Consider the following 12,438-nt stretch of genomic DNA (forward strand, 5'->3'; position numbering starts at 1 on the left):
AGATGGGTCAGGTCCGCAGGACCAGACCCCTACCCCCGGAGGCGGTTAGCGCAGCGTCAGGCCGTCGAGGGGGAACGGTGGCGCGTCGCCCTTGAGCGCGCCGGCCAGCAGCTTGGCCGAGCCGCAGGCGAAGGTGAAGCCGAGCGGCCCCTGGCCCACGTTCAGCCACAGGTTCGGATACTGCGTGGCGCCGATGATCGGGGCGCTGTCTGGCGTCGCGGGACGCAATCCAGCCCACGGCGAGATGCGGTCGTAGTCGGCCGCATTCGGCATCGTTTCGCGCACTTGGCGCGTCAGCGCGGCGATGCGCTTGGGGTCGAGCGAGGCGTCTTCGCCGACCATGTCGACCATCGCCGCCACCCGCAGCGACTCGCCGATGCGCGCGTACAGCACCTTGCGCTCGAAGTCCGTCACCGAGATCTCCGGCGCCACGTCGGTGGCGCGGATCGGCGCCGTCAGGCTGTAACCCTTGAGCGGATACAGCGGCAGCGCAATGTCGGCGGTCGCGGCCAGGTCGCGGCTCTGGATGCCGGCGGCCAGCACGTAGTTGTCGGCCCACAGCATCCCGGCCGTGGTATCGAGGCCCGTCACACGGCCGTTGTTGACGGCGATGCGGCGCGCTTCGCCATGCAACACGCCGCGAAAACGGGGATGATCTTTCAGGCGCGCGGCCAGCACTTCGCAGAACGCGTGGCAGTCGGCCACCGCTTCGCCTTCGTTGAAGATGCCGCCCGACAGCAGCGGCAGCGCGGCGGCCAGCGCCGGCTCGCGCGCGACGCATTCGGCCGGCGACAGCACCTGGCCGGCGCCGCTGGTCTTGGCCACCGCGGCGTCGAACGCTTTCTTGCTCCGGTAGACCACCAGCTTGCCGGCGTCGCGCCAGGCGAACTGGTCGAGCGGCACCGCGACTTCGAGTTCGCCCATCGCACGGCGCGACAGTTCTCCCAGCTCGAGCAGCTTGGAGGTGGTCCTGCGGTTATCGGCGGCGTTGCAGTTGGCGAGGAACTTGGCCAGCCAGGACCACTGGCGCAGGTCGGCCTCGGGCTTGAAGCGCAGCGGCCCGCTGTCCTGGAACATCCATTCGAGCGCCTTGAGCGGCACGCCCTGGTCGGCCAGCGGCGAGACGTAGCGGTAGCTGAGCTGCCCGCCATTGCGGTAGCTGGCGCCGTGGCCCACTTCCGGTTCGCGCTCAAGCAGGGTGACGCCATAGCCGGCCTCCAGCAGCCACCAGGCCGATGTCAATCCAATTACGCCGCCGCCAATTACGATTACTTCCTGCATGCCGTTTCACGATTCTTCTTGTAGATAGCTGGCCAGCTTAGGCGCTGCCCATCTATCGGGCTAATGAATGTGCATCACCCGGTTATAACTAACATTCATGTATGACGGGATCGTCAATTCTAGTTGCTTCAGCCCAATATTGCACGGCGGTACAAAGCGGTGAGGATGCGTTCCTCGAAGCGCGCCATCGACGAGTGGGCGCCGCGCCGGGTTTCCGGGTCGGCCGCGGTGCCGCCGACCAGCACCACCATGCCGTTCTTGGCGACCGGATCGAACACGAAGGTCGACACCAGGCCGTACGCGTCGCCGTGGTGGCCGATGCCGGCGAAGCCGCCGCCGTCGACCAGCGCGATGCCGGCCTTGTCGGGAAACTGCTGGTTGCCCAGGCCCCAGCAGTTGAACAGGCCGCGGTAGGTGTCGCCGTTCTTGCCGTCGAAGGTCCACTGGCGCTCGAACATAGCCGCCAGCGTCGCCGGCTTGAGGATGCGGCGGCCGTCGATGCTGCCGCCGTTCATCATCATCTGCATCACGCGGCCCATGTCCCGGGCCGAGATGCGCAGGCCGCCGGTCGGGCTGAACGCCGTCGCGTTGGTGCCGGGCACGTAGCGCTCGATGCCGGCCGGCGGCTTCGGCGCGCGCTCGCTGTAGTCGTCGACCTGGGCGATCCATGGGCCGGCGCCGTCCCACACCTCGGTGTCGGTGGTGCGCTTGCGGTAGATGGTGGCGACGTTGGCCAGGTCTTCCGCCGAGAACTCGGACGGGTTGTACCCGCCGTGCAGGCCCATCGGGTCGAGCAGCAGACGCTTCATCAGGCGGTCGAAGCGTTCGCCGGTGACCCGCTCCATCAGGGTGCCGATCACGCCCCAGTTCAGGTTGCAGTAGGTGAAGAATTCGCCCGGCCCGGCATTCTTCGCCCAGGCGCCCGGCGTGATGGCGGCGGACAGCGCGGTGTCGAGCGGCCAGAAGTAGCCGGCTTCGTCGCGCAGCGAGGAGGTGTGCGACAGCAAGGTGCGCAAGGTCACCGGCTTGGCGGGGAAGTTGGGATTGCGCAGCGTGAAGCCTAAGTAAGCACTCACATCGGTGTCCAGTGCGACCTTGCCGTCTTCGACCAGCCGCATCAGGCCGAGCGTGGTCATCATCTTCGAGATCGAGGCGATCCGGTACATGGTGCGCGCATCGGCCGGCCGGCCCGGCGCCGCGGCGGTGGCCAGGAAGCGCTGGCCGAACTGGCGCTCGTAGACCGGCTTGCCGGCGCGGATCGCGAGCACCGACAGGCTGGCCATCTGGCAGCCGGGGTCGCCGGCGATGTCCGACAGTTCGCGGTCGAGCTCGGCGTACGGATTGCCCGCCAGCGGCGCGGCGCGCAGCAGGTGGCTCATCCCGCCCATCAGGGCGAGGCCCAGCAAAGTGCGCCTGGTGTGTTTCATTCTCTCTTGCTCCTGTATCTCGCCCGCAACAGACGAGGTTTTTTGTTGCAGGATACGGCCTCGGTTGGCCCCAATCCAATGAATTGAAGTAAAGGGTGCATAACTTTTTGATATGCTTGAAAAGCCTGCCGCCCGATCAGACCAATGCGGCTAAAATATGCGGCAAAGCGCGTCCCGCCAAGGCGTCCACCGATCGAAAGAGAATGAATGAGCAATACCAGTACCGATTTCCGCGCCGATTCGAACGATAATTCCCCGCTGTACATGCAGGTCGCCCGCAAGCTGATCGCCGACGTGCGCGAAGGCCGCTACCAGGTCGACCAGGCGCTGCCGTCCGAGCGCCTGCTGTCCGAGCAGCTCGACGTCTCGCGCGTCACCGCGCGCAAGGCAATCGACCAGCTGGTCGGCCAGGGACTGGTGGTGCGCCGGCGCGGCTCGGGCAACTACATCGCGCCGCGCATCGAGCAGCCGCTGTCGAACCTGTCGAGCTTTTCCGAGCAGCTGATGCAGCGCGGCTACCGCCCCAGCTCGCAGTGGCTCAAGCGCGCCATCGTGGTGGCCGCCGCCGACGAGCAGCTCAGCCTGGGCCTGTCGCCGCACACCCGGGTCGCGCGCCTCGAGCGCCTGCGCCTGGCCGACGACGTGGTGATGGCCTACGAAATCAGCGTGATCCCCGCGGCCGTGCTGCCGCGTCCGGAAATGGTCGGCGGCTCGCTGTACGAACACCTGGGCCAGTCTGGCCACCTGCCGGTGCGCGCGCTGCAGCACATCCGCGCGATGAACGCGCCGGCGCTGCTGGCCAGCCAGCTCGGCATCCCGGAAGGCCAGGCGGTGCTGTTCATCACCCGCATCGGCTACCTGGAATCGGGCCAGGCGGTGGAGCTGACCCATTCGTATTGCCGAAGCGACCATTATGACTTTGTGGCGGAAATGCGACGCGCTTCATAACCTTGCGGAATGGCTTGACCTGATCCTTTCATGGGATTGCCCGTAGGGTTGGTATTACACTGGTAGCATCCAATCCATGTCAGACGGCGATGTTAAAAACTGAAACCCCTTCCCAGGACCACGCGCAGCTCGACCAGTATCCGACCGTGGAGCTGATCAACGCGCTGGTGGACGACCAGATGAATGCCGTGAACGCGGTGCGCGCCGCCTCGCCGCGCCTCGCCGCCGCCGTCACCGCGGCGCTGCCGCGCATCGAAGCGGGCGGACGCCTGATCTACGTCGGCGCCGGCACCTCGGGCCGCCTCGGCCTGCTCGACAGCGTGGAACTGTACCCGACCTTCTCGTGGCCGCAAGAGCGCGCGCTGGCGCTGCTGGCCGGCGGCAGCAAGGCGCTGTACGTCGCCGTAGAGGGCGCCGAGGACGACCTGGAGCAAGGCGCGGCCGACCTGCGCGCCACCAATCCGAGCGCCAACGACGTGGTGCTGCTGCTGGCCGCGTCCGGCGGCACGCCGTACGTGCTGGGCGCGCTGCGCGCGGCGCGCGAAATCGGCGCGCTGACGGTCGGCTTCGCCAACAACGTCGACGCCCCGGTGGCCAACGAGGCCGAAATCGGCGTCACCCTCGACACCGGCTCCGAGCTGATCTCGGGCAGCACCCGCCTGAAGGCCGGAACCTCGCAGAAGATCGCCCTGAATACTTTCTCAAGTGCATTGATGGTGCGTTTGAACAAGGTTTATGGCAACCTGATGGTAGACTTGAAGCCGACCAACGCAAAGCTGGTGAAGCGCGCGGTGAGCCTGACGATGATTGCGACGGGCGCCGACGAGCCCGCAGCCCGCGCCGCGCTGGAGCAGTGCGATTTCCACGTCAAGGTCGCCATCGTGGCCCTGTCCAAAAAAACCAGTATCGACCAGGCCCGGGCATTGCTCGAGGCGGCGCGCGGCAGCGTGCGCCAGGCGCTCGCCGCATAACCGGGCGGCGCCCGGCGCACTGTGCCGCGCGATCACGAAAGTCCTATGCAAACATCGCAAGTGAAGAGTCCGTGGCTGTGGGTGCCGTCGCTGTATTTCGGCCAGGCCATTCCGTACGTGGTCGTCATGATGCTGTCCGTGATCATGTACAAGGCCAACGGCATCTCGAATACCGACATCGCGCTGTATACCAGCTGGCTGTACCTGCCGTGGGTGATCAAGCCGCTGTGGTCGCCCTTCGTCGACATGTTCCGCACCAAGCGCTTCTGGATCGTCAGCCTGCAGCTGCTGATCGGCGCCTCGCTGGCGCTGGTCGCGCTGACCATGCGGCTGCCGACCTTCTTCCAGGTCAGCCTGGCCGTGCTGTGGCTGATGGCGTTCAGCTCGGCCACCCATGACATCGCCGCCGACGGCTTCTACATGCTCGGCCTGCGCCAGCAGCACCAGGCCGCCTTTGTCGGCGTGCGCAGCACCTTCTACCGCCTCGGCATGCTGGCTGGCCAGGGCGCGCTGGTCTACCTCGCCGGCCAGCTGACCGAACGCACCGGCGACGTGCGCTTCGCCTGGTCGGTGGTGTTCTTCGTGCTTGCCGCGATGTTCCTGGCGCTGTGCGTGTACCACCACTTCATGCTGCCGCGCCCCGCCGAGGACCACGCGGTCGCAAGCGGCGGCAGCCCGCTGGCCGAATTCTTCGCCACCTTCGGCGCCTTCTTCAAGAAGCGCGAGATCTGGCTGATCCTCGGTTTCATTCTGACCTTCCGGCTGGGCGAGTCGCAGCTGCTGAAACTGGCCGCGCCGTTCCTGATGGACCCGCTGGCAAAGGGCGGCCTCGGCCTGACCACCTCGCAGGTCGGCGTGGCGTACAGCACCGTCGGCGTGATCGCGCTGACTCTCGGCGGCCTGCTCGGCGGCTTGCTGATTTCGCGCCTCGGCCTGAAACGCTGCCTGTGGCTGATGGTGTTCTCCGTCCACATCCCCGACCTGGTGTTCGTCTACCTGGCGAGCGTGCAGCCGCAGAACTTCTACCTGATCTGCTCGTCGCTGGCGCTGGAACAGTTCGGCTACGGCTTCGGCTTCACCGCGATGATGATGTACATGATCATGGTCGCGGAAGGCGAGCACAAGACCGCGCATTACGCGATCTGCACCGGCCTGATGGCGCTCGGCATGATGGTGCCTGGCATGGTCAGCGGCAAGATCCAGGAGCTGCTCGGCTACCAGCACTTCTTCATCTACGTCTGCCTGATGACGATCCCGGCCTTCATCATGGCCGCGCTGGTGAAGATCGACCCGGAATTCGGCAAGAAATGAATTTCGGCCGGCTGACTTCGCTCGACGCATTCCGCGGCTTCACGATTGCCGCCATGCTGCTGGTGAACAACCCGGGCGACTGGAACAACCTGTACCCCCAGCTAGAACACGCGAAGTGGAACGGCTGGACCTTCACCGACACCATCTTCCCGTTCTTCCTGTTCATCGGCGGCGTGTCGATGGCGCTGTCGCTCGGGCGCCTGGCCGCGCAAGGCGCCGACAAGCCGCGCCTGCTGCGCAAGCTGGCCCTGCGCGCGCTGCTGATCTTCGCGATCGGCTTCGCGCTGAACGTGGTCCCGTATTTCAACTGGCCGATCGTGCGCATTCCCGGCGTGCTGCAGCGGATCGCCATCTGCACCCTGCTGGCCGCGCCGATCGTCGTGTACTGCACCTGGCGCCAGCAACTGGCGTGGATAGTCGGCCTGCTGGCCGCGTATTCGGCGCTGATGCTGTGGGTGACGGTGCCCGGGTTCGGCGCCGGCGTGCTCGAGCCGGGCAAGGATATCGGCGCTTACCTCGACCGCATGCTGCTCGGCAAACACCTGTGGATCCAGTCGAAGACCTGGGATCCGGAAGGCTTCGTCAGCACATTGCCGGCGCTGGGCAGCCAGCTGATCGGCGTGCTGGCCGGCCGCTGGCTGCTGTCGTCCGCGCCGCGCACCGAGCAGACCGTCTGGATGCTGCTGATCGGCCTGCTGCTGCTGGCGCTGGGCTCCACGCTGGACGCCGTCCTCATGCCGATCAACAAGAGCCTGTGGACGCCGTCGTTTTGCCTGTTCATGAGCGGCTGGGCGCTGGTGGCGTTCTCGGCGTTCTACTGGCTGCTCGACGTCAACCCGAGCGCCGCGGTGCGCGAAGCGGCCGGCCGCTGGAGCAAGCCCTTCGTCATCTACGGCATGAACGCGCTGTTCATCTTCGCGCTGTCCGGCCTGATCGCCAAGATGCTCGGTTTCATCAAATTCGCCCAGCCGGACGGCAGCAAGCTTTCGCTCGGCAAGATGCTGTACGCGCCGGTCAAGGCGCTGCCGATCGCGCCGGTCAACACCTCGTTGCTGTACGCCCTGCTGTTCAACGCCTTCATGTTCAGCATCGCCTGGCTCATGTGGCGCAAAAAATGGTTCGTCAAAGTCTAGAATCCCGGGAGTCGATTTGCCTCATCTGAAAAAACGCGCACTCGTGCTGGCCGCCGTGGCCGCCCTGCTGGCCAGCTGCACCACGATCAAGAAGCCGGCCGCGCCGGTGGTGGTGGCCGCCGCGCCGACCGAACTGCCGCCCGCGTCGCCGCACGAATTCCGCGCCGCCTGGGTGTCGACCGTCGCCAATATCGACTGGCCGACCAAGCCGAACCTGAACGCGGCGCAGCAGCAGGCCGAGGCGATCGCCATCCTCGACCGCGCCAAGTCGCTGAACATGAACGCGGTGGTGCTGCAGGTGCGCCCGAGCGCCGACGCGATCTACCCGTCGAAGCTGGAGCCGTGGACCGAATACCTGACCGGCGCGCAAGGCACGCCGCCGCAGCCGATGTACGATCCGCTGGCGTTCTGGGTCGCGCAGGCGCACGCGCGCGGGCTGCAGCTGCACGCCTGGTTCAACCCGTACCGGGCGCGCCATTCGGGCGCCAGGTCGCCGCTGGCCGCCAACCACATCGCCAAAACCAACCCGGCCGCGGTGAAAACCTACGGCAAGTTCCTGTGGATGGACCCGGCCGAGGAGTCGGCATCCAGGCAGACGCTGGACGTCGTGCTCGACGTGGTGCGCCGCTACGACATCGACGGCGTGCACATCGACGACTACTTCTATCCGTATCCGATCGAGGCGCCCAATGCCGAGGGCGGCGCGGCCGCGCTGGACGGCAACGGCGGCTCCAGGGCGGAACTGGACTTCCCCGACCAGCCGGCGTGGCAGCGCTACCTCGCGACCGGCGGCAAGCTGGACCGCGCGTCGTGGCGGCGCCAGAACGTCAACCACCTGATCGAGGCGCTGTACACCGGCATCCACCGCGAGAAGAGCTGGGTGCTGTTCGGCATCAGCCCGTTCGGCCTGGGCAAGCCGGCGCTGCGCCCGGCCGGCATCGCCGGCTTCAGCCAGTACGACAAGCTGTACGCCGACGCCGAACTGTGGCTGCAGTCGGGCTGGCTCGATTACCTGTCGCCGCAGCTGTACTGGGCGATCGAGCAAAAGCCGCAGGCCTACGACGTGCTGCTCGACTACTGGATCGCGCAGAACGGAAAGGGCCGGCACATCTGGCCGGGGCTGTTCACCAGCCGCATCGGCGCGCCGAGCAAGGACTATCCGCCGGCCGAGATCGTCGAGCAGATCAAGGTCACGCACGCGCGTCCGGGCGCGACCGGCCACGTGCATTTCAGCATGGCCGCGCTGATGGAGAACCGCAAGGGCATCAGCGACCAGCTGAAGGCCGCCGACTACGCGACACCGGCGCTGGTGCCGGCGACGCCGTGGCTGGCCAGCGCCAAGCCGGGTGCGCCAGGCGTGCTCGCCAAGCGCGAAAAGGGCGCTGTCACCCTGAAGCTTGCGCCGGGCAAGGACAATGCGCAGTACGCTATCTGGTCGCGCTACGGCAATGAGTGGCGCTTCACGGTGGCGCCGGCGTCGCAGGCCGAAGTGCGCGTGCTCGGCGAGCCGGCCGCGGTGTTCGTCAACGCGGTCGACCGCCTGGGCAACGAAAGCGCGCCGGTCGCGGTGCTGGGGAAGTAAGACGTCATGTGGAATCTGGAACTGGAACCCGATAGCTCGCTCGGCCTCGGCATCGACGCCGGCGGCACGCAGACGCGCTGGGCGCTGGCCGAGCCGGACGGCGCCATCGTCGCCGAAGGCCAGGTCGCCGGCCTGTCGGCGCTGCAGATGAGCAGCGGGTCGGGACGCCAGGCGGTGTACGCCAACTTCGCCATGCTGGCGCAGGCGGTGCTGGTGCATGGCCGGCCGAGCAAGGTGCGCGCCGGCCTGACCGGCTTCGGCGGCGACGGCGAGCAGTTGCAGCGATGGCTGTCCGAGCTGCTGCAGATCCGCACCCGCGCAATCACGCTGTCGAACGATATCGAAATCGCTTACCTCGGCAGCTTTGCGCCGGGCGAAGGCTACCTGGTCTACGCCGGCACCGGCTCGATCGGCGCCTGGATCGATGAGGAGAAAGTGTTCCATCGCGCCGGCGGCCGCGGCGTCATGCTCGACGACGGCGGCGGCGGCTTCTGGATCGCGCGCGAAGCCCTGCGCCTGATCTGGCGCAACGAGGACGAGCGCCCGGGGGCCTGGCAGGATTCGCCGATGGCGCGCGCCGTGTTCGCGCATATCGGCGGCGAGGACTGGTCGCTCTCGCGCCAGTTCATCTACGGCCAGGAGCGCGGCGAAGTGGGCAAGCTGGCGCTGGCGGTCGCCGCCAGCGCGGATGCCGATCCGGCGGGCATGGCCATCCTGCGCGGCGCCGGCGAAGAGCTGGCGCGGCTGGCCAAGGCGCTGATTTCGCGCTTCGGGCCGCGTCCCGTCGTGCTGGCCGGACGCGCGTCCGAGCTGCATCCGATCATTGAACAGACGATGCGGGCGGCGATGCCGGCCGGTATATCGCTCACGCAGGCGGTGGGACAGGCGCATTACGCGGCTGCGCGCATCGCCGCGAAAGAAAACCAGGGGTCAGGTCCGCCGGACCCGACCCCGCCTTTGTCACCACCCTGAATGAAGCCGATGAAAAAAACACTGCTCGCCACGCTCATGATCGCCCTGCTCGCCGGCTGCGCCGCGCCGGGCCCGCGCATCGACCACTCGCTGACCGCCAAGGCGCAAAGCAGCCGCGTCAAGTTCATCGTCGTGCACTACACGGTGAGCAACCTGCCGGGATCGATCAGGACCCTGACCCAGGAAGGCGTGAGCGCGCACTACCTGCTGACCGACGAGGCTGAACCGCGCGCCTACAATCTGGTCGACGAGACGCGCCAGGCCAACCACGCCGGCGTGTCGAACTGGAAGAACTACACGCTGCTCAACGGCAGCTCGATCGGCATCGAGATCGTCAATCCCGGCTTCACCACCGACGCCAACGGCGTGCGCACCTGGTATCCGTTCCCGCAGGCGCAGATCGACCAGCTGATCCTGCTGATCAAGGACCTGGTCGCCAGGCACCGCGTGGCGCCGGAGAACATTCTCGGCCACAGCGACATCGCGCCGGGCCGCAAGCAGGACCCGGGACCGATGTTCCCGTGGTTCCAGCTGGCGCAGGCCGGCCTGGTCGTGTGGCCGGATTCGGCGCGCGTGACGGCGGTGCGGCCGCAGTTCGACGCCGCGCTGCCGGACGTGGCATGGTTCCAGAAGCGCCTGGCGCAGTGGGGCTACGCGACGCCGCAGACGGGCGAGCTCGACACCGCCACGCGCAACGTGCTGACCTCGTTCCAGATGAAATACCGTCCGGCCATCATCGACGGCACGCCGGACGCCGAGACCGCGGCGCTGCTGGACGTGCTGACCACGCCGGCGCCGAAAGCGCCCTGAATAAGCGCGGCATAAGGATTTCCCTGTATGCTGCGAAAAAAGGAAGGATAAGGTTATGCGCCTCCGCCACATTGAAGTATTCCACGCCATCATGCAGGTTGGCACCATCAGCGGCGCCGCGCAGGTGCTGCATATCTCGCAGCCCGCGGTGACCAAGGTGCTGCAGCACGCCGAACTGCAGCTCGGCATGCCGCTGTTCGAGCGGGTGCGCGGCAAGCTGTATCCGAAGCCGGAAGCGCACCGCCTGTTCGTCGAGACCGAAAAGCTGAACCGCGACCTGCAGGGCATCCGCCGTCTCGCCGCCAGCCTCAAGGGCCGCGCGGTGGAAACCATCCGCCTGGTGTCGACGCCGACCATCGCCATCGGCGTGCTGCCGGGCGCGATGTCGGCGTGGCGCCGCGACTTCCCGCAGACGCGCTGCGAGCTGGCCACCTTCCACACCAGCGAGATCGTCAACGCGCTGCGCCTGGGCGAGGCCGACCTCGCGCTGTCGCTGCAGGACCCGCGCCATCCCGGCATCGTCGCCGAGCCGCTGGCGCAGGGCGTGATGACGGTGATCGCGCCGCCGGGCACCTGGACCGACGCCGAACTGAAGCTGCCGGTGACGCCGGCCGATCTCGCGGGCGAACTGATCGGCCATGCCGAGAACGATCCGCTGGGCGAGCAGGTGATTGCCGCGTGCGAGGACGTCGACATCACGCCGGTGTTCCATACCGTCGTGCAGACTTACCAGATCGCCCGTTCTCTGGTCGAAGCGGGCGCCGGCATGGCGGTGGTCGACCCGTTCACGGCGGCGTCGGGCGGCGACAAGCTGCAGCGGCGGCCGTGGGCGCCCTCGATTCCGGTGCAATTGTTTTTGCTTACCGCGAGCCATTCGCCGCTGTCGCACGGCGCGCGCGAACTGGCCAACAGCATCGGCGCGACCGCGCGCGCCTGTATCGAAAAGGTGTAATCAATGAAGCACACAGTGGCCAGCGAAGAGATCGCCGGCAGCGAAGAATTCCGTCATCTGTCGACCATCGAAGGCATTGCGGTCGATTTGCGTTATGCGACCGCCGACAACTTCGTCGGGCGCGACCTGTACTCCCCGTTCGACTGCGCGTGGCTGCATCGCGACGCGGCGGCGGCGCTGGAGCAAGTGGTGGCTTACCTGGCCGAACGCCGGCCGGGCGCCAAGGCGCTGGTGCTCGACGCGCTGCGGCCGCAGCGGGTGCAGCAGCAGCTGTGGGATGCGCTCGACGGCACCGACTTGCAGATGTACCTGGCCAATCCGGAGCGCGGCTCGATCCACTCGTTCGGCATGGCGCTCGACATCACGATCCTCGATGAAGAGGGGCGGGAGCTCGACATGGGCACCGGCTTCGACGACCTGACCGAGCTGTCGCATCCGAAGCTCGAGCCGGAGATGCTGGCGCGCGGCGCGATCACGGAGCAGCACATCGCCAATCGCCAGCTGCTGCGCGACGCCATGTTCCAGGCCGGCTTCCAGGGCATCAATACCGAGTGGTGGCATTACGATTGCGGCGACCGCGCCGTGGTGCGCGAAACGTTCCGCCGGGTGCTTTAAGATGCGGCATCCGCAGCACCGGGGTCAGGTCCTGCGGACCTGACCCCATTTTTGAGTAGATGCCGCTCGACCAACTGCGCAATACTCATCACAAAGCGCGCCCTGCCGATCGTTGAATCCTGTCGTAGCCCTTCAGCCATCAGGCGGTTTTCCAAGGGATTAAGAAGCCGTAACTGTGCCACCATCAGGGCGTGTAATCGCTCAATCACTGACGCTGCAAGCTCGCGTTCGGATCGAGAAATCTCGTGGCCCAGCAATTGGCCCACCTCCGGCCGTTGCAGCACCGTGACGAACTCGCGATCCTTCGCGAGCTGCGCGACGAGGGTTCTACGGGCGCGAAGAGTGTTATGCACATCGAGCGCGGCGTACACCATGCCCCCCGCTGCGAGTATATTACCGAGGACCATCAACGCAATTGGCCATTGCATCGCTACTA

General features: G+C 66.8%; 12 protein-coding genes. 9 read left to right on the top strand and 3 right to left on the bottom strand.

The window, feature by feature from the left end:
- Nucleotides 1-45: 45 nt before the first annotated feature.
- Entirely contained in the window at nucleotides 46-1,281 is a 1,236-nt protein-coding gene (locus AC1D02_RS09460) for a D-amino acid dehydrogenase (protein ID WP_477316049.1), read from the bottom strand.
- 128 nt (nucleotides 1,282-1,409) lie between these two features.
- Nucleotides 1,410-2,708, bottom strand: coding sequence for a serine hydrolase domain-containing protein (locus tag AC1D02_RS09465; RefSeq protein ID WP_477316051.1), 1,299 nt, complete (start codon nucleotides 2,706-2,708; stop codon nucleotides 1,410-1,412).
- A 207-nt stretch (nucleotides 2,709-2,915) separates the two neighbouring features.
- On the opposite strand from AC1D02_RS09465, the gene AC1D02_RS09470 reads away from it, so the two are divergent.
- The 9 genes from AC1D02_RS09470 to AC1D02_RS09510 all read left to right on the top strand — a co-directional run bounded on the left by AC1D02_RS09470 (nucleotide 2,916) and on the right by AC1D02_RS09510 (nucleotide 12,002).
- Nucleotides 2,916-3,656: a GntR family transcriptional regulator gene (locus AC1D02_RS09470; RefSeq protein WP_477316053.1), complete on the top strand. Its 741-nt coding sequence runs from the start codon at nucleotides 2,916-2,918 to the stop codon at nucleotides 3,654-3,656.
- An 89-nt stretch (nucleotides 3,657-3,745) separates the two neighbouring features.
- Entirely contained in the window at nucleotides 3,746-4,627 is an 882-nt protein-coding gene (locus tag AC1D02_RS09475; RefSeq protein WP_477316055.1) for an N-acetylmuramic acid 6-phosphate etherase, read from the top strand.
- A 45-nt stretch (nucleotides 4,628-4,672) separates the two neighbouring features.
- Nucleotides 4,673-5,938: an MFS transporter gene (locus tag AC1D02_RS09480; protein WP_477316057.1), complete on the top strand. Its 1,266-nt coding sequence runs from the start codon at nucleotides 4,673-4,675 to the stop codon at nucleotides 5,936-5,938.
- The gene (locus tag AC1D02_RS09485) at nucleotides 5,935-7,071 is read left to right on the top strand and encodes an acyltransferase family protein (RefSeq protein WP_477316059.1); all 1,137 of its coding nucleotides are present in this window, start codon (nucleotides 5,935-5,937) and stop codon (nucleotides 7,069-7,071) included. Before AC1D02_RS09480 ends, AC1D02_RS09485 begins: the two co-directional genes overlap by 4 nt.
- A 16-nt stretch (nucleotides 7,072-7,087) precedes the next feature.
- Nucleotides 7,088-8,653, top strand: coding sequence for a glycoside hydrolase family 10-like protein (locus AC1D02_RS09490; protein WP_477316061.1), 1,566 nt, complete (start codon nucleotides 7,088-7,090; stop codon nucleotides 8,651-8,653).
- A 6-nt stretch (nucleotides 8,654-8,659) separates the two neighbouring features.
- The gene (locus AC1D02_RS09495; protein WP_477316063.1) at nucleotides 8,660-9,625 is read left to right on the top strand and encodes an N-acetylglucosamine kinase; all 966 of its coding nucleotides are present in this window, start codon (nucleotides 8,660-8,662) and stop codon (nucleotides 9,623-9,625) included.
- A gap of 9 nt (nucleotides 9,626-9,634) precedes the next feature.
- Nucleotides 9,635-10,435: an N-acetylmuramoyl-L-alanine amidase gene (locus tag AC1D02_RS09500; protein ID WP_477316065.1), complete on the top strand. Its 801-nt coding sequence runs from the start codon at nucleotides 9,635-9,637 to the stop codon at nucleotides 10,433-10,435.
- A gap of 55 nt (nucleotides 10,436-10,490) precedes the next feature.
- Nucleotides 10,491-11,387 (top strand): LysR family transcriptional regulator, encoded by an 897-nt coding sequence (locus tag AC1D02_RS09505; protein ID WP_477316067.1) that lies wholly within the window; start codon nucleotides 10,491-10,493, stop codon nucleotides 11,385-11,387.
- A 3-nt stretch (nucleotides 11,388-11,390) separates the two neighbouring features.
- Entirely contained in the window at nucleotides 11,391-12,002 is a 612-nt protein-coding gene (locus AC1D02_RS09510; RefSeq protein WP_477316069.1) for a M15 family metallopeptidase, read from the top strand.
- On the opposite strand, the gene AC1D02_RS09515 is transcribed toward AC1D02_RS09510, so the two are convergent.
- Nucleotides 11,999-12,430 (bottom strand): hypothetical protein, encoded by a 432-nt coding sequence (locus AC1D02_RS09515; RefSeq protein WP_477316071.1) that lies wholly within the window; start codon nucleotides 12,428-12,430, stop codon nucleotides 11,999-12,001. The genes AC1D02_RS09510 and AC1D02_RS09515 overlap by 4 nt on opposite strands.
- Nucleotides 12,431-12,438: the final 8 nt, after the last annotated feature.

The sequence above is a fragment of the Massilia sp. P1_C10 genome (assembly GCF_056406475.1).